This is a genomic window from Salinicola salarius, assembly GCF_002179555.1.
In the GTDB taxonomy this organism is placed as follows: Bacteria; Pseudomonadota; Gammaproteobacteria; order Pseudomonadales; family Halomonadaceae; genus Salinicola; species Salinicola salarius_A.
In genome coordinates this window covers 146,953-173,465 of sequence record NZ_NHOU01000008.1, presented here as the reverse complement: position 1 = coordinate 173,465, position 26,513 = coordinate 146,953, and the positions used below count along the sequence as shown (strand labels likewise).

Annotated in this window: 23 protein-coding genes; 13 read left to right on the top strand and 10 right to left on the bottom strand. The window is 65.0% G+C overall.

Annotation, left to right across the window (positions count from 1 at the left end):
- Positions 1-143: 143 nt before the first annotated feature.
- From speA to CCD76_RS08935, 3 genes are all read right to left on the bottom strand, one after another.
- Complete coding sequence (gene speA / locus CCD76_RS08945) at positions 144-2,054, bottom strand: biosynthetic arginine decarboxylase (RefSeq protein WP_087719162.1); 1,911 nt, start codon at positions 2,052-2,054, stop codon at positions 144-146.
- 167 nt (positions 2,055-2,221) lie between these two features.
- On the bottom strand, positions 2,222-3,178 hold the full coding sequence (locus tag CCD76_RS08940; RefSeq protein ID WP_087719189.1) for a homoserine kinase: 957 nt from the start codon (positions 3,176-3,178) through the stop codon (positions 2,222-2,224).
- A gap of 152 nt (positions 3,179-3,330) precedes the next feature.
- Complete coding sequence (locus CCD76_RS08935; protein WP_087719161.1) at positions 3,331-3,648, bottom strand: DUF2782 domain-containing protein; 318 nt, start codon at positions 3,646-3,648, stop codon at positions 3,331-3,333.
- A gap of 208 nt (positions 3,649-3,856) precedes the next feature.
- On the opposite strand from CCD76_RS08935, the gene polA reads away from it, so the two are divergent.
- The 3 genes from polA (at position 3,857) to nadA (ending at position 9,479) form a co-directional block, all read left to right on the top strand.
- Positions 3,857-6,634 carry a DNA polymerase I gene (gene polA, locus CCD76_RS08930; RefSeq protein ID WP_087719160.1) on the top strand — a complete coding sequence of 926 codons (2,778 nt, stop codon included), beginning with the start codon at positions 3,857-3,859 and terminating at the stop codon, positions 6,632-6,634.
- A gap of 366 nt (positions 6,635-7,000) precedes the next feature.
- On the top strand, positions 7,001-8,416 hold the full coding sequence (gene gndA / locus CCD76_RS08925) for an NADP-dependent phosphogluconate dehydrogenase (protein WP_087719159.1): 1,416 nt from the start codon (positions 7,001-7,003) through the stop codon (positions 8,414-8,416).
- A 13-nt stretch (positions 8,417-8,429) separates the two neighbouring features.
- A complete protein-coding gene (nadA, locus tag CCD76_RS08920) occupies positions 8,430-9,479 on the top strand; it encodes a quinolinate synthase NadA (protein WP_087719158.1) in 1,050 nt (349 codons plus the stop codon).
- A 95-nt stretch (positions 9,480-9,574) separates the two neighbouring features.
- Here the strand turns inward: nadA and CCD76_RS08915 are convergent, their stop codons facing one another.
- From CCD76_RS08915 to CCD76_RS08900, 5 genes are all read right to left on the bottom strand, one after another.
- Positions 9,575-10,396: a MipA/OmpV family protein gene (locus tag CCD76_RS08915; RefSeq protein WP_256961223.1), complete on the bottom strand. Its 822-nt coding sequence runs from the start codon at positions 10,394-10,396 to the stop codon at positions 9,575-9,577.
- A 227-nt stretch (positions 10,397-10,623) separates the two neighbouring features.
- Positions 10,624-10,800: a hypothetical protein gene (locus tag CCD76_RS20180; protein WP_218777001.1), complete on the bottom strand. Its 177-nt coding sequence runs from the start codon at positions 10,798-10,800 to the stop codon at positions 10,624-10,626.
- 8 nt (positions 10,801-10,808) lie between these two features.
- Positions 10,809-11,336 carry a sulfite exporter TauE/SafE family protein gene (locus CCD76_RS08910; protein WP_218777000.1) on the bottom strand — a complete coding sequence of 176 codons (528 nt, stop codon included), beginning with the start codon at positions 11,334-11,336 and terminating at the stop codon, positions 10,809-10,811.
- A gap of 2 nt (positions 11,337-11,338) precedes the next feature.
- Positions 11,339-12,760 (bottom strand): amidohydrolase family protein, encoded by a 1,422-nt coding sequence (locus CCD76_RS08905; protein WP_087719188.1) that lies wholly within the window; start codon positions 12,758-12,760, stop codon positions 11,339-11,341.
- Between the two features lie 12 nt (positions 12,761-12,772).
- Complete coding sequence (locus CCD76_RS08900) at positions 12,773-14,173, bottom strand: uracil-xanthine permease family protein (protein ID WP_087719157.1); 1,401 nt, start codon at positions 14,171-14,173, stop codon at positions 12,773-12,775.
- Between the two features lie 223 nt (positions 14,174-14,396).
- Between CCD76_RS08900 and CCD76_RS20045 the strand changes: the two genes are divergently transcribed.
- The 5 genes from CCD76_RS20045 to CCD76_RS08875 all read left to right on the top strand — a co-directional run bounded on the left by CCD76_RS20045 (position 14,397) and on the right by CCD76_RS08875 (position 19,673).
- Entirely contained in the window at positions 14,397-14,786 is a 390-nt protein-coding gene (locus CCD76_RS20045) for a LysR family transcriptional regulator (protein WP_179208886.1), read from the top strand.
- Entirely contained in the window at positions 14,693-15,301 is a 609-nt protein-coding gene (locus CCD76_RS08890; RefSeq protein ID WP_256961228.1) for a LysR substrate-binding domain-containing protein, read from the top strand. Before CCD76_RS20045 ends, CCD76_RS08890 begins: the two co-directional genes overlap by 94 nt.
- A 264-nt stretch (positions 15,302-15,565) precedes the next feature.
- The gene (locus CCD76_RS08885; RefSeq protein ID WP_087719154.1) at positions 15,566-16,243 is read left to right on the top strand and encodes a (2Fe-2S)-binding protein; all 678 of its coding nucleotides are present in this window, start codon (positions 15,566-15,568) and stop codon (positions 16,241-16,243) included.
- Between the two features lie 156 nt (positions 16,244-16,399).
- On the top strand, positions 16,400-17,425 hold the full coding sequence (locus tag CCD76_RS08880) for an FAD binding domain-containing protein (protein ID WP_087719153.1): 1,026 nt from the start codon (positions 16,400-16,402) through the stop codon (positions 17,423-17,425).
- A gap of 22 nt (positions 17,426-17,447) precedes the next feature.
- Entirely contained in the window at positions 17,448-19,673 is a 2,226-nt protein-coding gene (locus tag CCD76_RS08875; RefSeq protein ID WP_087719152.1) for a xanthine dehydrogenase family protein molybdopterin-binding subunit, read from the top strand.
- A 141-nt stretch (positions 19,674-19,814) separates the two neighbouring features.
- Here CCD76_RS08875 and CCD76_RS20175 read toward each other — a convergent pair whose 3' ends face one another.
- Positions 19,815-20,315, bottom strand: a complete 501-nt coding sequence (locus tag CCD76_RS20175; protein WP_218776999.1) for a DUF302 domain-containing protein — start codon at positions 20,313-20,315, stop codon at positions 19,815-19,817.
- Positions 20,316-20,810: 495 nt separating this feature from the next.
- Between CCD76_RS20175 and CCD76_RS08865 the strand changes: the two genes are divergently transcribed.
- The 3 genes from CCD76_RS08865 to CCD76_RS08855 are packed head-to-tail and all read left to right on the top strand — an operon-like array spanning position 20,811 to position 24,592.
- A complete protein-coding gene (locus CCD76_RS08865; RefSeq protein WP_087719151.1) occupies positions 20,811-21,341 on the top strand; it encodes a (2Fe-2S)-binding protein in 531 nt (176 codons plus the stop codon).
- A gap of 14 nt (positions 21,342-21,355) precedes the next feature.
- A complete protein-coding gene (locus tag CCD76_RS08860) occupies positions 21,356-22,342 on the top strand; it encodes an FAD binding domain-containing protein (RefSeq protein ID WP_087719150.1) in 987 nt (328 codons plus the stop codon).
- Between the two features lie 12 nt (positions 22,343-22,354).
- Positions 22,355-24,592 carry a xanthine dehydrogenase family protein molybdopterin-binding subunit gene (locus CCD76_RS08855; RefSeq protein ID WP_087719149.1) on the top strand — a complete coding sequence of 746 codons (2,238 nt, stop codon included), beginning with the start codon at positions 22,355-22,357 and terminating at the stop codon, positions 24,590-24,592.
- A gap of 39 nt (positions 24,593-24,631) precedes the next feature.
- On the opposite strand, the gene CCD76_RS08850 is transcribed toward CCD76_RS08855, so the two are convergent.
- On the bottom strand, positions 24,632-25,279 hold the full coding sequence (locus CCD76_RS08850; protein WP_179208885.1) for a TetR/AcrR family transcriptional regulator: 648 nt from the start codon (positions 25,277-25,279) through the stop codon (positions 24,632-24,634).
- A 120-nt stretch (positions 25,280-25,399) separates the two neighbouring features.
- Here CCD76_RS08850 and CCD76_RS20380 point away from each other — a divergent pair, with 120 nt between their 5' ends.
- Both CCD76_RS20380 and CCD76_RS20375 read left to right on the top strand, forming a co-directional pair.
- Positions 25,400-25,852, top strand: coding sequence for an HlyD family secretion protein (locus CCD76_RS20380; protein ID WP_256961222.1), 453 nt, complete (start codon positions 25,400-25,402; stop codon positions 25,850-25,852).
- On the top strand, positions 25,853-26,509 hold the full coding sequence (locus CCD76_RS20375) for an HlyD family secretion protein (RefSeq protein ID WP_306298799.1): 657 nt from the start codon (positions 25,853-25,855) through the stop codon (positions 26,507-26,509).
- The last annotated feature ends 4 nt before the right edge of the window (positions 26,510-26,513 follow it).

Here is a 26,513-nt window from a genome sequence, read left to right as displayed (position 1 = left end):
GCTACGGGCTACGGGCTACGGGCTACGAAGAGCGCCAGCAGCATTCACCGCTGGCGCTCTTCTCTTACCGGAGACCATATTGCTCTCGCGGCTCGCGGCTCGCGGCTCGCGGCTCGCGGCTCGCGGCTCGCGGCTCGCGGCCATCACTCCAGATAAGTATAACCGCTGAGACCTTCCGACAGCTCGCTGACGAACAGTTCGCGCTCTTCGACGCTCAGCGGGCTGGCGATCAACTGTTCGGTGAGCTTCTGCTTGAGCGCCACGGCGTCGAAGTTGACGTAGCCGAGCACGTCGGCGACGGCGTCACCCTGCTGGACGTGGGAAAGCCGCCACTCGCCGTTCTCGTCGAGGGCGACGTCGACCGAGTCGGTGTCGCCGAACAGGTTGTGCAGGTCGCCGAGGATTTCCTGGTAGGCCCCCACCAGAAACAGCCCGATCAGCTTGTCGTCATCGTCGTCCCACTCCGGCAGCGGCAGCGTGCTTTCGAGCCCCTGGCCGTCGACGTAGAGATCGATCCGGCCGTCGGAATCGCAGGTGATGTCCTGGATCACGCCGCGGCGGGTCGGTTCGCGGTCCAGCCCGGTCAGCGGCAGTACCGGGAAGACCTGGTCGATCCCCCATACGTCCGGCAGCGACTGGAACAGCGAGAAGTTGGCGAACAGCTTGTCGGCGAGCTTTTCCGCCAGCTCGTCGGCGATCTCTCGGTGTGCGCGATTGCGGTTGTCGAGGCGCTTGTGCAGGCGCTGGCAGGCGGCGAAGTAGACCGACTCGCCCTCGGCGCGGGCCTGCATGTCGGCCAGCCCGAGCACGAAACGATCCTGCAGTTCGCCCACCGCCTGGACCACGTCGTGATACGCCTCGACCAGGTCCCGCGGTTCGCGCATGCCTTCGAGACGGTCGTAGACGCGCCACAGCTCGGCCACGTGGGCGTCGCCTTCGACCCGGCGCTCCGGTTCGATGTGGCCGAGACGCTCCTCGCCGATCACGTTGGTGACCAGCACGGCGTGGTGGGCGGTCAGCGCGCGGCCGGATTCGGAGATCAACTGCGGGTGCGGCAGGTCGTGGGTTTCGCAGATCTGACGGAAGGCCCACACCACGTTGGTGGCATATTCCTGCATCGAGTAGTTGATCGAGCAGAAGCTGCGCGAGCGGGTGCCTTCGTAGTCCACGCCCAGGCCGCCACCGACGTCCACCGTGTCGATCGGTGCGCCCAGCTCGCGCAGACTGTGGTAGAAACGCGCGCACTCGCGCAGGCCGCGCTGGATATCGCGAATGTTGGCGATCTGCGAGCCGAGGTGGAAGTGCACCAACTGCAGGCTGTCCAGCGCGTCGGCGTCGCGCAGCCGTTCGGTGATGGCCAGCAGCTGGCTGGCGGTGAGGCCGAACTTGGACTTCTCGCCGCCGGTATCCTGCCACTTGCCCTTGCCCACCGAGGAGAGCCGGGCGCGCAGGCCGATGCGCGGCTTCACCTTGAGGTTTTCGGCCTCTTCCAGGATCAGGCTCAGCTCGGAGTACTTCTCGACCACCAGATAGACCTTGTGGCCAAGCTTTTCGCCCATCAGCGCCAGGCGGATGTACTCGCGATCCTTGTAGCCGTTGCAGACGATCAGCGACGAGCCCTCGTCGCCGGAAAGGGCTAGCACCGCCATCAGCTCCGGCTTGCTGCCCGCTTCCAGCCCGACCCGGCCATGGCCACGCTCCTGGGTGGCGAGAATCTCCTCGACCACGCGACGCTGCTGGTTGACCTTGATCGGATAGACCGCAGTGTAGCTGGCCTGATAATCCTCCTCCTTCATCGCGCGGTCGAAGGCCATGCAGAGCTGTTCGACGCGATCGTGGAGGATATCGATGAAGCGAACCAGCACCGGCAGGCGCAGCCCGGCGTCGCGCAGGCGGTCGACCAGGGTGTCGAGCACCAGCGTCGGCCCGGGCACTTCACTGCCCAGCGGGCGGACCAGCGTGCGGCCCTGATCGTCGACATCGAAATAGCCGCTGCCCCACTGGTCGATGTTGTAGGTGCGGCGGGCTTGTGCGGCGGGGGAAGAGTGCTTCATGACGTTCTCCGAACAACCGGCGGTGAACCCCGGCGTGATGGATGACGATGGGCCGGGAACGCGAATGGCGCGCATTATGACGTCGCGAGAAGGTCACGACCACTGATGTCAGGGAAAAGCTAGTCGAAAGAGGCCCGCGATGCAGGCCTCGTGACGAAAATCGCGGCTTATCCGGCCGCGTCGGGCAGTGCCGGCACGCGGCCGTCGAGGCGTCGGCCCAGCAGGGTGCGGAAGCGCGCCGGATCGTGCGGCGTGATGTCGTGCGCTGGCGGGTCGACATGGATCACCAGTAGCCGCGACAGCCAGTAGCGCAGCGCCGTCATCCGCAGCATGGTCGGCCACAGTTCGCGTTCCTGCCCGGTCAATGGGCGGTGCGCGAGATAGGCGCCGAGGATGGCCTCGTAGCGATCGACATCGAGATCGCCGGCCTCGTCGCTGGCCCAGTCGTTGATCACGATGGCCAGGTCGAACAGCAGATCGCCGGTGCAGCCGTTGTAAAAATCGATGATGCCGCCGAGCCGGTCGCCGTCATACAGCGTGTTGTCGCGGAACAGGTCGCCGTGGATCGCGCCCGTGGGTAGTTCGATGCCGTCGAATGCCTGGGCGTAGTCGGCGATCTCGCGGGTCATCAGAGCCTGATCGTCCGCCGACAGAAACGGCAAGACTTCGCGATGGCGACGCTGGAGCCAATCGAGATTGCGCGGATTGGTGCGCTCGCCGGTGAAGTGCTGCGAGGCCTGGTGCATCCGGCCCAGGGCATCGCCGAGCGCAGCGCACTGGGCCAGGTTCGGAGCGCTGGGGTGGCTGCCCGGCATGCGCGGAAACAGCAGCGCGGGGCGGCCGGCCAGGCGCTGCAGGGCGACGCCGTCGCGATCGTGGACCGGGCCCGGCACCGGCAGTTGGCGTGCGGCCAGATAATCCAGCAGATCGACGAAGAACGGCAGATCCTCGAACTCCCCCTGCTCGAACAGCGTCAACACCCACTCGCCCTGTTCCGTGGTGACGAAGAAGGTACTGTTTTCGGTGCCCTGCGGCACGCCCTTGAGCGCTTGCAGGCGGCCGACGGAGTAGCGGTCGAGAAACTCGGCGACCTGTTCGTCGCTCAACGGGGTGAATACGGCCATGGGATCTCGGAATCTGGGGCGGACGTTGGTGATGAAAAACCGCAGGATAAAAAAGCCAGCGCGCATTGTAGCGGCTCGCGGGGCGCTCTCCTACCGGCTAGTGGATGCCGGAGAACGGCGCCGCCGGGCATGCCGGCGCTCGAAAGCCGGAGTCAGTCGTTCTGAACCCAGTCCGGCACGGGAACGCTGGGCGCGTCGACCCGCTTGAAGTCGCCATCGCCATTGTCGTCATAGAGGAAATAGGCCTTGCCGTCGTTGGGGGCGATGCGAATCGCGTAGAGCTTGCCGTTGACGCGGTACTCGTCGATCGTGCGCTGGTCGTCCTGCTGGGAAGTGATCCTGGGCTGCACCGCGGACTGGCCGAACGCGGGCAGCGACAGCCCGCCGACCAGCAGCGCCGTCAGCAGCAGTGTCGTTTGCGGCCATCTCGTCTTTCGCGACCATCTCGTCTTTCGCGACCATGATCTCATGGCAGATTCCTCCGTTGGTGTCGGCTGGCGGATCCCTCGGGATCCGAATCGGCCCGGTTCATCGCTTTCCCGCATTGCCTTCCCTTTATTATCTACCCCCTATTGTATCGTTTTCCCTCTGGGGGACGCAGGGGGTGGATGCCCTGACGGCGAGCCGCGGCTTGCGTATCATGAGGGCATCGAAAGCCAGCCACGGATCACGCAGCTCATGGCAGATGCCCCCATCGTCCTCGTCGACGGATCGTCCTACCTCTATCGCGCCTTCCACGCGCTGCCGCCGCTCTCCACCTCCGATGGTCAGCCGACCGGCGCCGTGCGCGGGGTGCTCGCGATGCTCAAGAGCCTGATCAAGCAGTATCCGCAAAGCCCCATGGCGGTGGTGTTCGACGCCAAGGGCAAGACCTTCCGCGACGAGATCTTCGCCGAGTACAAGGCCCACCGGCCGCCGATGCCGGACGATCTGCGCCCGCAGGTGGAGCCGCTGCACGACTGCGTGCGCGCGCTCGGCCTGCCGCTTTTGTGCATCGAAGGCGTCGAGGCGGACGACGTGATCGGCACGCTGGCGCGGCTGGCCACCGAGTCCGGCCGCGACGCGGTGATCTCCACTGGCGACAAGGACATGGCCCAACTGGTCAACCAGCACATCACCCTGGTCAACACCATGAAGGGCGAGACGCTGGACGTCGCCGGCGTCGAAGCCAAGTTCGGCATTCCGCCGTCGCTGATCATCGATTACCTGGCGCTGATGGGCGACAAGGTCGACAACATCCCCGGCGTACCCGGCGTGGGCGAGAAGACGGCGCTGGGTCTGCTGCAGGGCATGGGTGGTGGCCTGGACGCGATCTACGCCGACCTCGACCGCGTGACGACCTTGAGCTTCCGTGGCGCCAAGACGATGCCCAAGAAGCTCGAGGCCAACCGCGAACAGGCGTATCTCTCCTATGAGTTGGCGACGATCAAGACCGACTGCGAGCTGCCGGTGGGGCTCGAGGACCTGCATCTGGCCGAGCCCGATCGCGAGGCCCTGAAGGCGCTCTATCAGCGGCTCGAGTTCAAGAACTGGCTGACCGAGCTGCTCGAGGGCAAGGACGAAGGCGTGGATGACGTCGGCGCGGGCAAGGCCGGCCGGTCCGAAATCGACGAGGACGTGACGCTGACCAAGCCGGCGCGCCACGATCAGACGCTACTGACACAGGAGGAGTTCGATGCCTGGCTCGAGCGGCTGAAAGCCAGCGAAGCGTTCTGCTTCGACCTCGAGACGACCAGCCTCAACTACATGGAAGCCGATATCGTCGGCATCGGCCTGTCGCTGGAACCCGGCGAGGCGGCCTATATCCCGGTCGGCCACGACTATCTCGACGCCCCGGCGCAGCTCGACCGGGCCGCCGTGCTGGCCGCGCTCAAGCCGCTGCTGGAAGACCCCAGGATCGGCAAGATCGGCCAGAACCTCAAGTACGATATCTCGGTGCTGGCGCGCTACCAGATCCGGGTGGCCGGCGCGCTGAACGACACCATGCTCGAATCCTACGTGCTGAACTCCACGGCGACGCGCCACGACATGGATTCGCTGGCGCTCAAGTATCTCGGCGAGAAGACCATCAGCTTCGAGGAGATCGCCGGCAAGGGCGTCAAGCAGCTCACCTTCAACCAGATCGCCCTCGAAGAAGCGGTGCCCTACGCCTGCGAGGATGTCGACATCACCCTGCGTCTGCACCAGGTATTGCGGCCGAAGGTGGAGGAAGCCGGACGGCTGGCCGAGGTGCTCGATACCCTGGAACGGCCGCTGATCCCGGTGCTGTCGCATATCGAGCGTCAGGGCGTGGCGCTGGACGCCACGCGCCTGCACGCCCAGAGCCAGGAGCTGGAAGGGCGCATCCGCGAGCTCGAGACCGAGGCGTTCGAGCTCGCCGGCAAGGAGTTCAATCTCGGCTCGCCCAAGCAGCTGGCGGAGATTCTGTTCGAGGAGCAGAAGATCCCGGTGATCAAGAAGACGCCCAAGGGCGCGCCGAGCACGGCGGAGGCGGTGCTCGAGGAGCTGGCGCTGGACTATCCGCTGCCCAAGCTGATCATGGCGCATCGCGGCATGACCAAGCTGAAATCGACCTACACCGACAAGCTGCCGCGCCTGGTCAACCCGGCCACCGGACGGCTGCACACCAGCTACCACCAGGCGGTGACCGCGACCGGGCGGCTCTCGTCATCCGACCCGAACCTGCAGAACATCCCGATCCGCACCGAAGAAGGCCGCAAGATTCGCCAGGCCTTCATCGCCCGCGAGGGCTATCGGATCGTCGCGGCGGACTATTCGCAGATCGAACTGCGGATCATGGCGCACCTGTCCGACGACAAAGGCCTGCTTGATGCCTTCGCCAACGACCGCGACATTCACGCCGCCACCGCCGCGGAGGTCTTCGGCGTGGCGCTCGACAAGGTCACATCGGACCAGCGCCGCAGCGCCAAGGCGATCAACTTCGGGTTGATCTACGGCATGAGCGCCTGGGGGCTCTCCCGGCAGCTGCGCATTGAAGCCAAGCAGGCCAAGGTCTACATCGATCGCTACTTCGATCGTTATCCGGGCGTTGCCCGGTTCATGGACAACATCCGCGCCCAGGCCGGCGAAGACGGCTTCGTCGAGACCGTGTTCGGCCGCCGGCTCTACCTGCCGGAGATCAAGGCGCAGAATCACGCCCGCCGTCAGGCCGCCGAACGTACCGCGATCAACGCGCCGATGCAGGGCACCGCGGCGGATATCATCAAGCTGGCGATGATCGACGTGCACCACTGGCTCAACCCGGCCCAGGGCGAGGCGGAGTTCGATGCCTGGATGGTGATGCAGGTTCACGACGAACTGGTGTTCGAGGTCAAGGAGAGCCAGGTCGACGCCTTCCTCGTCGCGATCCGCCAGCGGATGGAAAACGCCGCCAGGCTCAACGTGCCGCTGATCGTCGAGGCCAATAGCGGGGCCAATTGGGACGAAGCCCACTAGGCTCGGCTGAAAACTGGCTGCGCTCGCTCACACGGCGTTAAAAAATGGCTCAAGCTCCTCATTTACACCCTGTAAACTGGTGCGCCAGCCCGGTCCGCTTTCGCCATTTTTTGCCTTGTTTGAGCTTCGCTCGCCGACTTTTCAGCTCGATCCTGCGGTGTCTGCGCTCGTCGCTATTCTGTCATTGACGCGGCATGAGGGAGCGAATAGGGAATGGCGATTCGGCGGATTCGCCTCTCTGTTTTACACTACTGTCATCATGAATCGCCGTGTCAGGCTGTGTCGAAGCGTTCCGAGCACGCTCGTTTCTCTCGAAGACTGGACACAGCCTGGCGCGGCGGCCTTTTTCGCAAGGAGCACAAGTTAATGGCCAAACAGCAAATCGGTGTCGTCGGCATGGCCGTCATGGGCCGCAATCTCGCCCTCAACATCGAAAGTCGCGACTACACGGTGTCGATCTTCAACCGCTCGCGGGAGAAGACCGATGAAGTGATGCAGGAGAACCCTGGCCGCAAACTGGTGCCGTTCTACAGCGTCGAGGAGTTCGTCGCATCGCTGGAAACGCCGCGTCGCATTCTGCTGATGGTCAAGGCGGGCGATGCCACCGACAAGACGATCGAGTCGCTCAAGCCGTATCTGGACAAGGGCGATATCCTGATCGACGGCGGCAACACGCCGTTCGAGGACACCATCCGCCGCAACAAGGAGCTCTCCGAAGCGGGCTTCAACTTCATCGGCACCGGCGTCTCCGGTGGCGAGGAAGGCGCGCTGAAAGGCCCGTCGATCATGCCGGGCGGCCAGAAGGAAGCCTACGACATGGTCGCGCCGATCCTCGAGAAGATCGCGGCCCGTGCCGACGACGGCGAGCCCTGCGTCAGCTACGTCGGCCCGGACGGTGCCGGCCACTACGTCAAGATGGTCCACAACGGCATCGAGTACGGCGACATGCAGCTGATCGCCGAAGCCTATTCGATTCTCAAGGGCTCGCTGGGGCTCTCGAACGCCGAGCTGGCCGACATCTTCAGCGAGTGGAACGAAGGCGAACTCGACAGCTACCTGATCGACATCACCGCCAGAATCTTCACCAAGAAGGATGATCAGAGCGATCAGGACGTGGTCGACATCATCCTCGACTCCGCGGGCCAGAAGGGCACCGGCAAGTGGACCAGCAAGAGCGCCATGGATCTTGGCGTGCCGTTGCCGCTGATCACCGAGTCGGTGTTCGCGCGCTTCATCTCGGCGCTGAAGGACGAGCGTGTCGAAGCCTCCAAGGTGCTCAAGGGCCCCAAGGAGACCCCGCTCGAAGGTGACAAGGCCGAGTTCGTCGAGAAAGTGCGCAAGGCGCTGTTCTTCAGCAAGATCGCCTCCTACGCTCAGGGTTTCGCGCAGATGCGCGCCGCTTCCGAGCACTACGACTGGAACCTCGACTACGGTGAAGTCGCCAAGCTGTTCCGTGCCGGCTGCATCATCCGTGCCCGCTTCCTGCAGAAGATCACCGACGCCTACAAGGAAGACCCCGGGCTCAAGAACCTGCTGATGGCGCCGTACTTCGGCGAGATCGCCGGCAACTATCAATCGGCGCTTCGGGACGTGATCGCCCACGCCGTCCAGAACGGCATCCCGGTGCCGACGTTCTCGTCGGCGATCGCCTACTACGACAGCTATCGCAGCGAGAAACTGCCGGCCAACCTGATCCAGGCACAGCGCGACTTCTTCGGCGCGCACACTTACAAGCGCGTCGATCGGGAAGGGACGTTCCACACTGAGTGGCTGCAGGACTGACGGAGACGAAGCGATGGCGGAGCTGGAACGGGATCGGGTTCGCGAGCACTTGGCGGGTCATGCCCAGCCGACGCTCGACGAGAGCGCCAGGGCGCACTATCGGGAACGCATCGCGGCGCAGTTGAAGGCCCGTAATGCGGTATTGGTTGCGCACTACTACACCGATCCCGAGATCCAGGCGCTGGCGGAAGCCACCGGCGGCTGCGTGGCCGACTCGCTGGAGATGGCGCGCTTCGGCAAGGATCACCCGGCGACGACGCTGATCGTCGCCGGCGTGCGCTTCATGGGCGAGACCGCCAAGATCCTGAGCCCCGAAAAGCGGGTATTCATGCCGACGCTGGAGGCGACCTGCTCGCTGGATATCGGCTGCCCGGCCGATGTCTTCTCTGCCTTCTGCGATCAGCATCCGGATCGCACCGTGGTGGTCTACGCCAACACCTCGGCGGCGGTGAAGGCGCGCGCCGACTGGGTCGTAACCTCGTCGATCGCGGTCGAGCTGATCGACCATCTCGATCGGCAGGGCGAAAAGATCCTGTGGGCACCGGATCGCCATCTGGGCAATTACGTCCGCGAGCGTACCGGGGCCGACTTGCTCTGCTGGGAGGGCGAATGCATCGTCCATGACGAGTTCAAGGCCAAGGGGCTTCTCGATCTCAAGGCGCTGCATCCGGAAGCCGCGGTGCTCGTCCATCCGGAGTCCCCGGCCTCGGTGGTGGAGATCGCCGACGTGGTCGGCTCCACCTCGCAGTTGATCGCGGCAGCGCAGAAGCTCGATAACCCCAGCTTCATCGTCGCCACCGACCGCGGCATCTTCTACAAGATGCAGCAGTTGATGCCTGGCAAGACCTTCATGGCAGCGCCCACGGCGGGCAACGGCGCGACGTGTCGCAGCTGCGCCAACTGCCCGTGGATGGCGATGAACGGCCTCGAGAACACGCTGGCGGTGCTGGAAGACGCCAACGGTTGCGGCCAGGAGATTCACGTCGACCCCGAGATCGCACGCCAAGCGCTGGTGCCGCTGGATCGGATGCTAGCGTTCGGGGCCGAACTTAAACGTCGCTAAGTTCATTCCGATGAAAAACGAAAACGCCCGCCCCGGCTGACACCGAGGCGGGCGCTTCTATGTCTCTAAGATTTAAGTCTCTAAAATTTATGTCTCTACGACTTACGCTTTGTCTGAAAAATGCCTGCGCTCGCCCATACTGCGTTAAAAATCGGCTCAAAAGGCTCATTTACTTCCCTGTAAACTCCGCTTTTTCGCCGATTTTTGCCTTGTCTGGCCATCGCTCGTCGATTTTTCAGACAGAGCTTAAAAATGGTAGTTGATGAAAGCCCCGCCCGCCACTGCGTCGCATCGCCGATATCGTCGACGATCGAGCTGTCCGCGGCATCGCCGGTCAGGCGCGAGACGCCGACCAGGCCGGTCACCGACCACTGCCGCGTGAGGTAGTAGCTGAGCGAAGCTTCGCCGCCGACCGTGAAATAGCCATTCGACGGATCGTAGGCGTCAATGCCGGAGCGCGCGCTCTCGCGATTCGAGACGCCGAACAGGTCATCGGTCCAGTCCGCGCTGGTATAGCCGAAGCGTGGTCCGATGGTAAAGACCGCCCGCTCGCCGAGCTTGGTGATGTGAGTTGCCTTGAACCTGACGCGATAGCCGTCGATGTCGCCGCTGAAGGGTGTCTCCGCGGCGGCGCTGTAGCGCCAGGCGTCATCGAGATAGCTGACGCGCAGCCCGGCGGTGGCGCCGCCGTCGACCTGATCCAGATCGTCGATGTCGCCGGTATCGTCGCGGCCGAAGGTGTAGCCGATGAACGGCGCGACCCGCCAGTTATCCTGCTTGATCACGTTCCAGCCGACGCCGTCGGTCACGCTGACGAAGAACGTGTCGCCGTAAGTGGCATCCAGTGACGGCCAAGCGTTCCATTCGTAGTCGTCGCTGCCCAGATAGTCCGGGCTGTAGATCGCCCCGGCGCCCACGGTGCCTTCCCATTCGGGCTGGGCGGCGAGGGCAGCCGAGCTGACGGCGACGCTGCTCGCGGCGAGCGCCAGCTGCCAGGCGAGCTTCTTCCGTGAATCGATCATGTCATGCTTCCTTGGGACGGTCTCGGTATGTGGCGGAAAACATACGGCAGGCTCGAGGGAAAGGCCAGTTTACGCACTCCGGGACGGCCGGGGGAGAGAGTCCCGCACCCGGGCGCTTGCTCTCAAAACGGGATCATCAGTACCAAGCCGGAAATCAGTGCGAAAAGCAGCACGCCCTGTCTCAGCCGGGAGGCGTCGAGTCGCCGATGCAGCAGGCGGCTGGTGACGCTTCCGAGCAGTAGTGGCGGCAGCAGCGCCAGCGCCCATAGCCACTGAACCATTTCGAGCCGGCCGGCCACCGCCAGGCTCAGAAGCGAGATGAGTTCGCCGAGCAGAAAGCAGGCCGCGATGGTGGCTCGCAACTCCGGCCCGGCCGGTGCTGATAGAGCAGTGCCAGCGGTGGACCGCCCACACCGGTGGCAGTCTCGGTCACGCCGGTGATGGTGCCCACGGTCATGCAGCTGCCGCGTCGGGGCGAGAAAGCCGGCGCCCACCAGGCGGCGAGCACGGCGACGACGGTCGAGAGCCCGATCAGGAGATTGAGTCCGCCACGGCTCATGACGAGCAGGACACCGAGCCCCGCCAGCGTGCCCGGCAGGCGCCCCAGCGTGATCCACCCGACGCCGCGCCAGTCGATCGACCGCCGTTCCCGCAGGGAGACGAACAGGTTGAGCGGCAGCATCAGCATCAGCAGCGCGGTGGGCATCAGCTCCGGGTGACTCAATCCGAGTATCGGGGCGACGATCAGCGCGAATCCGATGCCGATGGCGCCCTGAACGAAGGCCGCCAGCGCCGTTGCCAGCGCCAGCACCAGATAGAGTGCGATATCGCTCATGGTTACCGAGGCCCGAACCGGGACCGGTGTTCGCTCGCGACAGGATGAATGCGCTGGATCGGCGCGCGGGCAACGGCACCGTCGGCGATCTCGTCGATCTCCCGCAGCATGGCCTTGGCGTCCCAGTCGACCGGCCATCCTTTCCACAACCTGAGTCGCCCTTGCGTGAATACCGCCTCGATCTGATCGCGATTGCCGTAGCGCACCAGCTCCCACGGCAGATCCCAGGACGGGGTCAGTTCCGGCACCTCGAGATCCACCAGCAGGAAGTCGGCCGCTAGGCCCGGTGCGATATCGCCAATAAGGTTGCCAAGGCCGACGGCATCGGCGGCCCGGTGGGTCGCGCTATCGAGCCAGAGCCAGCCGCCGCCGCAGGAGCTGTCGCCGTGGGCGATACCGCCGGTCAGCCGCTGGCTGGTCTCGGCGGCATCCATGAGCCGGAAGGCATCGCTGCGCGTGCCGTCCGTGCCCAGGCCAAAGCGGATGCCGAGGGCGGCCATCTGCAGTGCCGGCGCCACGGCGTTACCTTTCCAGCTGCTGGCGACCGGGTTGAAGGCGACCGCCGTGCCGGTGTCTTTCAGCCGGTTGAGTTCGTAAGGCGTGACCAGGGTGGCGTGGGCGATCAGCGTTTGCGGCCCCAGGGCGTCTACTGCGTCGAGATGCTCGAGGGGCCGCTCGCCGCGACTGACCAGCGACCGCTCGACGGCTTGTAGGTGTTCGTTGATGTGGGTCTGAAAAATTCGACCGCTTTCCCGGCACAGTTGGGCCACGTCGTGCAGCATCGTGTCGCTGGCGGCTTCGGGGATCGAGATCGCCAGCGACGGGGTAATCAGCGGGTCGTGTTCCCAGCGCGCCAGATGGCGTTCGGCCCGGTGCAGAATCGCGGCGGCTTCGGATTCCTGCCCGCGATCGTTGCAGATCGCGCCGAGGACACAGCGAAGTCCGGTCTGTTGAGCCGCGGTGGCAATGCCGTCCAGCGCCACCGTGGCCCGCGTTCCGGCATCGACGGCGGTGGTGAATCCGCCGCGCAACGCCTCCAGGGCGGCCAGTTTGGCGGAGAGGTGAAGCGCGCGTTCGTCCAGGCTGCCTTCCAGCGGCACCCAGACGCGCTTGAATATCTCCGAAGGCTCGCCGAACACCAGCGACTTGCCCAGCGACTGGGTCAGGTGGTGATGGGTGTCGATGAACCCCGGCATCAGGAGCTTGCCCGGCAGGGGAATCGCTTCCAGCGTCGGATGGCGGGATACCAGGGCGGCGGCCTGGTCGATCTCGGCGAAACGACCGTCGACGACGAGCACGCCTTTGTCGCTCGAGACTTCGCCAGCCATGAGCAGTTTCTCGGGGAGCAGCAGCAGCGTATCGGCGGCCAGGGCTGAGGGTGAAAGGGTTGAAGACGAAAGGGCGTGGTCTGCGTATTGGGTCATGAAGGTTTCCATTCAGCGCTCACGAGATGGCTCGATGGCTCCGGTGTGGTGAAAGAGCAGATTCACCAGAACGGCCGTCACGGTGCCCATCGCCAGGCCGTTGCCCAGCACGATCTGGAGCGAAGCGGGAAAGGCACTGTAGAAGTCGGGCACCAGGATCGGCAGCAGGCCCATCGCGAGCCCTGCCGCCAGGGTGAAGAGATTGCCCTGGCGATCGAAGTCGACCCGGCGCAGCAGGTTGACGCCCATGACGCCGATCACGGCGAACACGATGACGGCGGTGCCGGCCACGACGGCATTGGGCAGGGTCGCCGCCAGCCGCCCCAGCGGGGCAAACAGCGCCAGCAGTATCAGCAGCGTGCCGGTTACGGCGGTGACATAGCGTGAGCGGACGCCAGTCGTCCTGACGATGCCGATGTTCTCCCCGCTCGTGATGATCAGCGACGTGCCCAGACAGCCGCCCAGCAACGAGCCCACCGCATCGGCACGGATATTGCGCGGCACCAGCAGCCGGGCATCGCCGCGCTTGCCGACGATATCGGCGGTGGCCAGGGTCTGCCCCGTGGCTTCGGTCATGGCGATCACGCTGAAGATGATCAGCGGCAGCGAGGCGAACAGATCGAAATGCGGCATGCCGAAGGGAAACAGCGTCGGCAGGGCGATCAGCGGCCCCTCCATGATCGGCGTGAAGTGCATCTCGCCGGCGACCGCCGCGACGAGCACGCCCACGACCAGCCCCAGCATGACCGCGATACGCTGCCAGGCACCGGAGAGCAGGCGGGCGAACAGCACGATGCTGCCCATCGTGACCAGTGCCAGCAGGATCTGCAGCGGCGCGGCGTACCCTTCGCTTCCCGGCTTGCCGATGATCAGGCCGCCGAAAATCCGGATCAGATTGACCGCGACCAGCAGCAGCATGGTGCCGATGACGATCGGCGGGAAGAAGCGCAGCAGCCGGGTGAAGAAAGGCAGGACGAGAAAATAGCAGAGGGCGGTCAGGATCACCGCGCCGACTGCCGTCTGGATATCGGTGGTCTGGGCGATGGTGAGAAAGATCACGATCGGCGCGCCGCCCGGTACCTGGACGAAGGGCAGCCGGGCACCGATACCCAACGGGCCGAAGGTTTGCAGCAGAGTGCCGACACCGCAGGCGAGGAAGGTCGCGCTCATCAGGGCCGTGGCGGTTTCGGTCGAGAAATCCAGCGCCTGGCTGATCAGAAACACGGCGGTGATCGGCGCCGCTGCCATGACCAGCAGATGCTGAAGGCCATAAAGCAGCAGGGCGCCCGGCGAAAGGCGTTCGTCGACGGGGTCCACGCCGGCCGCCCGGGACCGGGAATCGCCGCCGCGCCCGGCGTCGTCGAACGTGGCGTCGCTGTCGATCCTGGAATCGCTGTCGGTCTTGGCATTCATGACGGGCTTCCGATTGTTATTGGCAGTGGGGTGCCGCTTGCGCGCTCGTTCGCCGTCTGGAACGACTCGGCTTGCACCCGGTATTGGCCGGCTTTGCTTCAGTGAGGGCCTTTGCGGTGCTCGTAAGCTAACGAGATTTGGCTGTACGATTCCATCATCGATTTTCGTGCATATCGTTCTTTTTTCGGCAACAGTAGCCATTTGGACGACGGTGAACATTCCTATGCAGCTGCTACAGACATCGCTCCGCTATTTCGAAGAGGTGGCCCGGCAGGGTTCCCTGCGCAAGGCTGCCGAGCGGCTGCACGTGGCGGCTTCCGCCGTGAATCGCCAGATTCTCAAGCTGGAGGCCGAACTGGGCGTGCCGCTGTTCGAACGGTTGCCGCGGGGGCTGCGCCTGTCCGCCGCCGGGGAGTTGATGCTCTATCAGATTCGCCAATGGCAGCGCGACGAACGCCACCTGCTGGAACCCTGGGCAATATCCGGGGCGCCGGAACCGCCGAGATTCGCCTGGCGACGGTGGAGTCGCTCACCGACCAGCTGCTTCCGACGCTGCTGGAATCCTTCAGCCAGCGCTTTCGCGCTCTGCGGCTGGTGCTCGAGACCGGCATGACCGAGTCGATTCTGGAGCAGGTGCAGATCGGCGATGCCGACATCGGGATCTGCATCAACCCGCCGCCGACCCGCAAGGTTCGCTTCGTCCAGCGCGTGAATCTCGAATTCGGCGTCGTCGTCGCGCCATCGCATCCGCTGGCCGAGCAGGCGACGGTCAAGTTGCGCGACTGCCGCGCCCATCGGCTGGTCGCGCCGAGCGGAGAGATGTTCCGCGGGTCGACGCTGGAAAAGCTGCTGGCCAACTCGCCCTACGCTCTGGTGCCGGTGGCCTCCTGCAATCGCATTCTGACGATCAAGTCGTTGGTGCGGGCCGGGCTCGGCATCGCCTTTCTCAACCGGCTGGATGTCGCGCGCGAACTGGCTCAGGGCGAGCTGGTCTTCCGCTCGCTGAGCGACAGACGGCTGCACGCTCAGTTGGCGCTCTGTGTCGCTGCCGATCGCAGCCTGCCGCCGGCGGGGGAGGTGCTGCTGGAACACTTGCGGGTGGCACTGGCGGCCGTGGACGAAAGCTGAGCGCCGATCTCATGCCCAATCCTCCGCGATCGCCGCGGGATACTCCTGAATCCACCGCCAGGCTTTGCATCGCCCCGGGGGCTCTCCTAAGTTGAATAAGCCTCCGCCGCCTGACACGGCGGGGGTTAGCTGACTTCCTGGCTGGCGAGCTCTCGCTGGCCGCTTCGCCGCCTCGACTGCGCCGAGGCGAGCCCGACATGCCGATAGCAACGATGATAACGACAGGCATGATAACGATGGGCGGAAACTGATGAGGATGATTCCATGGACGACAACCCGCGTTCGAGTGCGGGCGTAGACATCTACGATCCCGAGAGCAGCTCGGTCCAGCCAAGCTCCCCCGGTCGCCGCCGTTTCCTGCAGACCGCGGGCATTTCCGGCCTGGCAGTGGCAGCAGCACCGGCGCTTTCCCAGGTGAGCTACGCCGGTTCGCCGGACGAGCCCGGCACGCAGACCGACGCGCCGCCCGCGAAGGGTAAACAGCGCATCACGCTGACCGTCAACGGTCAGCGCCAGCAGCTGGACGTGGCACCCAACGTGATCCTGCTCGACGCGCTGCGTCACGGCCTCGGGCTCACCGGGACCAAGAAGGGCTGCGACCACGGCCAATGCGGCGCCTGCACGATCCTGGTCAACGGCACCGCGATCAACTCGTGTCTGAGCCTCGCGGTCACTCACGACGGCGACGAGATCACGACCGTCGAAGGGCTCGAGAAGAACGGCCGGCAGCATCCGGTTCAGCAGGCGTTTCTCGAACACGATGCCTATCAGTGCGGCTACTGCACGGCCGGGCAGATGATGAGTGCCGTGGCGATCCTGCAGGATGATGACATCGGCACCAGCGATGCCGACGTGCGCGAGGCGATGAGCGGCAACATCTGCCGCTGCGGCGCCTACAAGAACATCGTTGCGGCCATTCAGTCCGCCCGCGGCTCAGTTTAGGTTCTGCGCGAAAACTGGCTGCGCTCGTTCATGCGGCGTTAAAAATCGTCTCAAAATGCTCATTTACAACCTCGTAAACTGCGCTTTTTCGCCGATTTTTGCCTTGTCTGAACCTCGCTCGCCTAGCTTTCGCATCAGAACCGAGGAGAAAGCATCATGAGACATTTCGAATACGCCCGCGCCGAGAGCTCGCAACAGGCTATCGCCGCCCACGGCAGCGACCGCGCCGTCTCGTCCCTGGCCGGCGGCGCCGCTTATCTGGCCGGAGGCACTACGCTGCTGGATTTGGTCAAGCTGGATATCATGCAGCCGCACAAGGTGGTCGACATCAACGGCGTCGCCCTCGACGAGATCGAGCGTCTCGACGATGGCCGCCTTCGTATTGGCGCGATGGTGACCAATACCGCACTGGCGCGGGACAAGCGCGTGGTCGAGAACTATGCCGTGCTATCCCAGGCACTGCTGGCGGGCGCTTCGACCCAGTTGCGCAACAAGGCGACGACTGGCGGCAACGTGATGCAGCGGGTGCGCTGCCCCTATTTCCGCGACGGCGTTTCCGACTGCAACAAGCGTGAACCCGGCAGCGGCTGTGCCGCCATCGGCGGCGTCAATCGCACCGTTCATGCGGTACTCGGCACCAGTGACAGCTGTATCGCCACGCACCCCTCGGACATGTGCGTCGCCATGATCGCGATCGGCGCCACCGTGGTCGTCCAGGGGCCGGAAGGTAGCCGTGAGATCGACTTCGCCGACTTCCACCTGCTGCCTGGCGACACGCCGGCACGGGAGCACGCTCTGGAACCGGGCGAGCTGATCACCCACGTCGTTCTCGATGCGCCCCTCGAGGGCAGCCGCTCGGGCTACCTCAAGCTGCGCGATAGACAGTCCTACCAGTTCGCGCTCGCCTCCAGCGCGGTGATCGTGCGGATGGATGGCAACACCATCCGCGAGGCCCGTGTCGCGATGGGCGGCGTCGGCACCAAGCCGTGGCGCGCGCCGGAAGTGGAAGCGGCACTCAAGGGCAAGGCCGCGAGCGAAGCCGTCTTTGCCGATGCCGCCAGGCTGGCCTTCCAGAACGCCATCGCCTACTCCCAGAACGGCTACAAGATTCCGCTCGGCCAGCAGGCCATCGTGCGCAACTTGGTCGACTTGACCGAATTGGCCGACCTGACCACCGCCTGATCGCCCGCGAGGAGAATCGACCATGAGCGACAAACAGCAAAGCATCATCGGCGCGGGCGTGCCGCGTATCGACGGCCCGGACAAGCTCTCCGGCCGCGCCAACTATGCCGCCGACAACCTGCCGCCCAACCTGGCCTACGGCTACGGCGTCTTCAGCACCGTCGCCAGCGGCAAGGTTTCACAGCTGAGTGTCGACGAAGCCCGCAACATGCCGGGCGTCATCGACATCTTCCACCACGGCCACTTCCCGACGCTCTACCATACGCCGTCGAGCCTGGCCCAGGGCAACAAGGTCGAGGAAACCCGGCTGCCGTTCGAAGACGAACGTGTCTACTACGAAGGGCAGTTCGTGGCCTTGGTGGTTGCGGACACTTTCGAGAACGCGCGGGCGGCAGCGCGCCGGGTCAAGGTGACCTACTCGGCCGACAAGGCCGTGGCCAATCTCGAGCAGGGTCTCGAGGCCAACGGCACCCAGGTGGGCAGCGGCAACCATGAGCGCGGCGATGCGGCATCGGCCTTCGATAGCGCGGCGACCACCATCGACGTGACCTACCGGACGCCGGTGGAGACTCACAACCCGATGGAGATGCACGCCTCCACGGCATGGTGGGACAACGGCGATCTGACGATCTTCGACGCCTCTCAGGGCGTGGTCGTGGCGAAAGGGGCGCTCTCCAAGATTTTCGCCATGCCGCCGGAGCGGATCACCGTGCATGCGCCCTACATCGGCTCCGGCTTCGGCAGCAAGCTGTGGACCTGGCCGCACGCCATCGCCACTGCGGCGGCGTCCCGCGAGCTGGGGCGTCCGGTACAGCTCGTCGTGCCGCGCCAGCAGATGTTCACTACCACCGGCCACCGGCCGGAAACGCGCCAGCGCCTGCGGCTGGCGACGGACGACAACGGCAAGCTGGTTTCGCTGCGGCATGAGTCGATCAACACCACGTCCTTTACCGACCAGTATGTCGAGACCTGCGGCAGCGTGACCAAGAGCCTCTACAGCTGCCCCAATCTGACGGTGAGCCACGAGACCACGCAGGTGAATCGCGGCACGCCGACCTCGATGCGGGCGCCGGGCGCCGCGCCGGGGCTGTTCGCGCTCGAATCCGCCATCGACGAGATGGCCGACGCTGCCGGTGTCGATCCGGTTCAGTTCCGGCTCGACAACTACGCCGAACGCGACGAGAGCAAGGATCTGGATTTCTCGAGCAACCATATCGTCGAAGCGACGAACCAGGCTGCCGAGCGCTTCGGCTGGGCCGATCGCAACCCGCAGATCGGCAGCATGCGCGAGGGTCGCGAGATCGTCGGCTACGGCATGGCGGCGTGCAACTGGGAAGCGCTGAAGATGGCCTGCGACGCGCGCGTCTCGATTCGCGCCGACGGCACGGCGTTCGCCTCCTGCGCCACTCAGGACATCGGTACCGGCACCTACACCATCGTCGCCCAGACGGTCAGCGACGTGACCGGCATTCCGATCGATCGCATTACCGTCAAGCTGGGCGACTCCTCCTATCCGGACGGGCCGGTCTCCGGCGGCTCCTGGGCGACGGCGACTACGCTGCCGGCCATCGCCGGGGCGGCGCGCAACGCGCTGGACGAGATGAAACGCTACGCCACCGGCAGCAACGGCGCCTTTGCCGGGGTGTCCGGCGAAGAGCTGGAAGTCGCGAACGGCGGCCTGCGCAATGCCGACGGCAGGCAGGTGAGCTTCGCCGAGATCCTCGAGGCCGGGCGTTACGGCAGCGCCGACGGGGAAGCGCATACCGAGGCCGCCGACTCGAAGTACTCCTATCGCTCCTTCGGCGCCCATTTCGTCGAGGTACGTTGGGACCCGGGTATCTCGCATTTGCGCGTGGCGCGGGTGGTCAGCGCTATCGACGTCGGCAAGGTGATCAACGAAACCACCGCGCGCAACCAGGTCGAAGGCGCCGTGGTGATGGGCATCGGCATGGGGCTGTTCGAGGCCACCGAGTACGACGAGCGCAACGCGCGGCCGGTCAATAACGACTACGCCGAATACGTGGTGCCGGTGCATGCCGACCAGCCGGAGATCGACGTGATCCTGCTCGACTATCCGGATCTGGCGTTCAACGAGTACGGTGCCCGCGGTATCGGCGAGATCGGCATCACCGGCCTCGCGGCGGCTGTCGCCAACGCGGTCCATCACGCCACCGGCAAGCGCATCCGCGAACTGCCGATCACCCTCGACAAGCTGATGGACGACGTGCCCCAGGCACGGAGTGCATAGTCGATAGACGCAGAGTGCGTAACGTGAGTAAGACGCGGAACGCTTGAGGGTTCTGTGGCCCAGCGAAAGCCGCCGCCCTCCGGAAATGCCAAACCGGAGGGCGGCGGTTTTTTCGATCTCGCTTTTACGGGTTTGATGCTACTACTGCTGCAACGTCGCTTCGACGAGCTTCTGCATCGCCTGCTGCAGCGGTCCGATGGCGGGGCAGTCGGCGGCGCCGTGACGTTCGGCGATCCACGCGGGGTCGTTGTAGCCGAGCCAGGTCTGGCCTTCGTCGTCCTGCCAGACCAGAGCCTTCATCGGCAGGTCGATGCCGGCGGTGGGCGCGCACTGCATCAGCGGCGTGGCGGTCTTGGGGTCACCGAAGACGATCACTTCGTTGGGCAGCAACGCCATGCTGCGGGACATCGCGCTCTGGCGATGGTCGACACGGGCGAACACGGTCATGCCGCTGGTGCGGGCCTGCTCGGCGAATCGCGTGGCCGTGTCGTGAACGCTGGCGTCGCTCCTGGCGACGATGAGTCCCGGCACCTCGGGGGCCGGCTCCTGTGCCAGGGCAGGGGTGCTGATGGCCAGGGCGGCCAGCGTGGTCGCCAGGGTGCGTCGTAGCTTTGCCGTGCGTGGAACGACGGAGCGGATCATGCAGTTCTCCCAAAATCTATTCAGTCAGTGAGCGGCTGGCGCAGGCCCGTGGGTCGATGGTGCGACGTGCTCTGATCGCTGATCAGAGCACGTCGTCGGCAGCATGACCTTGGTCAGAGCGATCTTGCGGGCCAGTTTACGCGGGACATTATCATCGATGCGATCACGTCGGCGCAGCCCGAAAATTTCTTGGCCGGGCGTCGAGCGGGATCCGGATGTGGTGTCTATGCTGTGTTGGCAAGGCGGCTTCAATGTCCTGACAGCATCACGCCGCCTGATATCCCGTGACGAAAAGGCCTGTTCGCCGACCGAAACGCGGTCGGTATTCGTCTGCGGTGTTCCGGCCTGGCTCGAGCCGTTCCAGCAGGATTCGAACCCGTGGCCCCGATCAACTCGAGTCTTCCACTCGAGGTGACTGTTCAAGACAACGAACCGTGGCGCAGCGCAGTGAAGCGCTGAGGTGCCGCGGTCTTCGACCCCCGATGAGGAGCCGGCATGATGGACGATTCCGTGCATTCCCCCGATGACGCTTTGCAACCCGACGCTTCGCGATCCAGCAATACCGTGACGGTCAGCCTGACGATCAATGGCGAGCCCGTCACCCTGGAGGTCGAGCCCAACGTGGTGCTGCTCGACGCCCTGCGCGAACGCCTCGACCTGACCGGCACCAAGAAGGGCTGCGATCACGGCCAGTGCGGCGCCTGCACCGTGCTGATCGACGGTCACTCGGCCAACTCCTGCCTGACGCTCGCGGTCATGCATGAAGGCTGCGAGATCACCACCGTCGAAGGGCTCGCTCGCGACGGCCAGCTCCATCCGGTGCAGGAAGCCTTCCTCGAGCACGACGCCTACCAGTGCGGCTACTGCACGGCCGGGCAGATGATGTCGACCGTGTCGATGCTCAATGACAAGCGCATCGGCAGCGATGATGCCTCGGTCAAGGAAGCGATGAGCGGCAACATCTGCCGCTGTGGCGCTTATAAGAACATTTTGAGTGCGGTCCAGTCCGCGCGCGCCAAGGCCTGAGGAGGACTTCCTGTATGCGTAACTTCGACTATCAGCGCGCCGGGGATGTCGCCGAGGCGACCGCTCTGCACGGCAACGACCACAGCGCCGATTTCATCGCCGGTGGCACCAATCTGATCGATATGGTCAAGCTCGACATCATGCGTCCCGAGCGACTGGTCGACGTCAACCGGCTGCCGCTGACCGGGATCGAGTCGCTCGACGACGGCCGTCTCAAGATCGGTGCGCTGGTGACCAATACCGACCTGGCCTACCACGAGCGTGTCCTCGCCGACTATCCGGTACTGTCCGAGGCGATCCTGACTGGTGCCTCGACCCAACTGCGCAACGTGGCCACCACGGCGGGCAATGTCATGCAGCGCACCCGCTGTCCGTACTTCCGCAACCCGGCGCGGCCGTGCAACAAGCGCGAACCCGGCTCCGGCTGTGGCGCGCTGGAAGGCATCAACCGCAACCATGCAGTGCTGGGGACGAGCGATCAGTGCATTGCCGTGCACCCCTCCGACATGTGCGTGGGCATGCAGGCGCTGGGCGCGACCCTGACCATCGAGGGGCCGGGCGGCACCCGTGACATTCCCTTTGAGGATTACCACCTGCTGCCGGGCGATACGCCGGAGCGCGAGCACGATCTGAACGATGGCGAGCTGATTACCCACGTTACCCTCGACGCCCCGATCGACGGCGCCAGGGGCCACTATCTCAAGCTGCGCGACCGGATGTCCTACGAGTTCGCGCTGGCTTCCTGTGCCGCCGTGGTGGCCCTGGACGGCGATGCCATCCGTGAAGCGCGCATCGCGCTGGGCGGTGTCGGCACCAAACCGTGGCGCTCTCATGAGGCGGAAGCGGCGCTCAGCGGCCAGCCCGCGACGGAGGAAACGTTCCAGAAAGCGGCCGAGGCGGCCATGGCCGGCGCCGTGGCGCATCGCGACAACGCGTTCAAGATTCCACTGGCGAAGCAGGCGATCGTCCGCGCTCTCGCGACGGTGACCGCACAGAGCTAAGGAGATGCAACGATGACGGAATCAATCATTGGTCACCGCACGACCCGCATCGACGGTGAACTCAAGCTGACCGGCAAGGCGGATTACGCCGCCGATCACAATCTGCTCGGTCAGGTCTATGGCTATCCGGTGCCGAGCACCATTGCCCGCGGTCGGCTCGTGGGGCTCGATCTCGAGGCGGCGCGCCAGTCGCCGGGTGTGATCGAGATCATCCATCGCGGCAACTTCCCCGCGCTGCAGCATTCCGACAACAACCCGGCCTGCGGCTCCGAAGGCCGGCTGTTCCATTCGCCGAACACCATGGCGGAGCAGAACAAGGTCGGCGAAGCGCGTCTGCCGTTCGAGGACGACGGCATTCACTATGAAGGCCAGTACATCGCCATGGTGATCGCCGACACCTTCGAACATGCGCGCGCCGCTGCACGGTTGGTCACCGCACGCTATGAAGAAGAGAAGGCGGTGCCGGGGCTGTTCCAGACCGATGACGAAGGCGAGGAGGCCGGCGACGAAGCGGTGTCGCGGGGCGATCCCGAGGGCGCCTTCGAGTCGGCGCCGGTCAAGTTCGACCACACCTACACCATCGCCATGGAGACCCACGTGGCGATGGAGATGCACGCCTCCATCGCCTATTGGGACGGGGACCGGCTGACCGTCTACGAATCCACCCAAGGCGTGGTGTTCCAGCGCAACGCCATGGCGCAGATCTTCGGGATTCCGCCGGAGAAGGTCACCGTCATCGCCCATTACATCGGCTCGGGTTTCGGCAGCAAGCTGTTCATGTGGCCGCATGCGGTGATCACCGCCGTGGCCGCGAAGATGGTCGGCCGCCCGGTCAAGACGGTGCTGTCGCGCCAGCAGAACTTCTGCAGCGCCGGCAACCGCCCGGCCTCGCGCCAGCGTATCCGCATGGCCGCCGACCGCGACGGCAGACTCAAGTCGATCCGTCACGACAGCCAGAACGAGACCTCGTTCGTCGATGCCTATACCGAGTCGGTCGGCAGCGGCACGCCACGGGTCTACGCCTGCGACAACGTCTCGGTGTCGCAGCGTCGGGTCGAGGTCAATCACGGCACGCCGACCTCGATGCGCGCGCCGGGCGAAGTGTCGGGCAGCGTGGCGCTGGAGATCGCCATGGACGAAATGGCGATCGAGCTCGGCATGGACCCGCTGGAGCTGCGCCGCAGGAACTTCGCCGAGCGCGATCCCTCCGCCGATCTGCCGTGGTCCGGCAACCACCTGCGCGAATGCTGGGACGACGCCTCGAGGCGCTTCGGCTGGGAGAAGCGCAACCCGGAAATCGGCTCGATGCGCGATGGTCACGAGATCATCGGCTGGGGCATGGCGGATGCCACCTGGGAGGCGATGCGCAGCCACTGCAAGGCTCGGGTCGAACTGCGCGCCGACGGCAAAGTGCAAGTCGCCTGCGGCACCCAGGATATCGGCACCGGCACCTATACCATCGTCGCCCAGACCGCCAGCGAACTGACCGGCGTGCCGATCGAGCGCATCGAGGTCAAACTGGGCGACTCGACGCTGCCGGCCGGGCCGCTCTCCGGCGGCTCGATGGCGACCGCCACCGTCTTGCCGGCGGTCGCCGGAGCGACCCGCGACGCGATCGAACAGCTCAAGCAGCTCGCGATCGCCGATGGTGCGCCTTTCGAGGGCAAGAAAGCCGATGCGCTCACGTTCGAGAGCGGCGCGCTCAGCGACGGCAACCGGACGCTCTCCTTCGCCGAGCTGCTCGACAAATTGCAGCGCGGCATGGCGGAAGGCGAGGCCAGCGCGGCGCCGGGTGACGAGCAGGACAAATTCTCGTTTCGCTCGTTCGGCGCCCACTTCGTCGAAATACGTTGGGATCCGGGCATCTCCCGCCTACGGGTCTCTCGCGTGGTCAGCACGATCGACATCGGCCGGGCGATCAACCCATTGACCGCCAGGAACCAAGTCGAAGGCGCGATCGTGATGGGCATGGGGATGGGGATGTTCGAGGAAACCGAGTACGACCCGGCGGGCAACATCTACAACAACAACTACGCCGATTACATCGTGCCGGTCCATGCCGACATTCCCGACATTGAAGTCGAGCTGCTGGATAACCCCGACTTCAATTTCAATGAATTCGGCGCTCGAGGGGTCGGCGAGATCGGGATCACCGGCATGGCGGCGGCGATCTCGAATGCCGTCTATCACGCTACCGGCAAGCGCATCCGTGACATGCCGATCAAGATCGCCGATCTGATCGCGTCCTGACGGCGTTTGATGATGTCCTGGTAGAGCGTGGTGCGGCGGCTACTCCGTTCGATCCGCCATCGCGCCGCGCAGAAACAGGTCCGCACAGCGCTCGACGCGCTTCTCCATCGCCGCCCGGGAGGGCGGCGATTCCAGTTGCAGCACGCGGATGAGGTGCCATTCGCCCAGCAGCATGCCAAGGAAGATGCCGGCGAGCTCGACGCTGTCGCAGGCCGGCATGAGCTGTCTTTGCATCCGTCGCTCGAAGTAGTCCGCCAGCGCCTGGCGTACGCGGCCCGGACCGCCGTCGAAGAACAGCCGGGCCAGTGGCGGCTGGCGCGGGCTTTCCGCCACGACTTCGCGGTAGATTCCCAGGGTTTCCTCGTCCATCACCTTGATCAGCAGGTCGATCCCCAGGCGTTGCAGCGCGGCCTCGACGGGGAGCTCGTCGACGCCTTCGGCGGTCAGGGTGTCGTAGATATGATGCGAACGGCGTTCGATCATCGCCTGAAACAGCCCTTCCTTGTTGCCGAAGTGACGATAGAGGGTAGACAGGGAACCGCCAGCCTGGGCGACGATGTCGTTGACGCTGACCTGACCGTAGCCATGCTCGAGAAACAGCCGTTGCGCTGCGTCGAGCAGGGCATCCCGACGCTGGCGGCCGCGCTCGGTCGTCGGTGGGGAGTCTTTGGGGGCTGGCGATGACATGGTGCTTCCTCGTGCCGGCGTGGTCCGATTGCGGTGGCCCGGTGGCGTTTTCAAAAAGATAGTGTAGTCTACACTACACATTGAGTTGGCGTGTGTCTCCGGCATGAAAACAGGCTCGGCATGAAGATCAAGAAGAAACTCTATTCGGCAGTGGTGGTACTGGTCGTGCTGGCGGTGGCGCTGGTCTTCGCGTGGCAATGGTGGCAGACCGGCCGCTATTTCATCGAGACGGACAACGCCTACGTCTATACCGACAGCGTCGCCGTGCGTGCCGAAATCAGTGCGCGGGTGACCGAGGTGGCGGTGGAGGATAACCAGCGCGTCAAACAGGGCGACCTGCTGGTGCAGCTCGACGACCGTGATACCCGTAGCCAGCTGGCGCAATCCAGGGCGCAATTGGCCGTCAGTACCGCCAACGTGACCCAGGCGGAGCGTCAGGTGGAACTCGACCGGGCCAGCATCGACGAGGCCCAGGCGCAGGTGACGGCGGCGCAGTCCGATGTCGCCCAGGCCCGCCAGCATCTCGAGCGCTCGCAGTCGCTGGCGGCGAACAATTACGCTTCGCGCCAGTAACTGCAGGACGATCAGGCCACGCTGCGTGTCGCCCAGGCGACGCTGGCGGCGCGCCAGGCGAGCGTCGAGTCTGCGAAACGCCGGCTGTCGGCGGACCAGGCCTCGATCGATAGCGCCAAGGCCAACCGCGATGCGGCTCAGGCCGATATCGACTACGCCCAGAGCCAACTGGAGAAGACCCGTATCGTCGCCAGACGCGACGGCGTGGTCGGCAATCTCACCGTCGAGCCCGGTGATCTGGCCCAGCCCTCACTCACCCTGATGCAGCTGGTGCCCGTCCAGACAGCCTACGTGGTCGCCAATTACAAGGAGACCCAGATCGAGCGAATGCGGGTCGGCCAGCCGGTATCGCTGGAAGTGGACGCCTATCCCGACATCGAGTTCAAGGGCAAGGTGGACAGCGTCGCGCCAGCCACCGGCACCCAGTTCAGCCTGCTCCCACAGGACAACGCCACCGGCAACTTCAACAAGATCGTCCAGCGCGTGCCGGTCAAGATTCGCGTCACCGGCCCCGAGGAACAGCTGTGGCGGCTGCAGTCCGGCCTTTCGGTGGTGCCCTCCGTGGATACCCGCGAAGTCGATGGCCAGGCGATCTATTTCGACCCCGGCCCGCATCTCGACGACGGTTCGGATCTTGCCGTCGACGATAAGTCGTGAATCC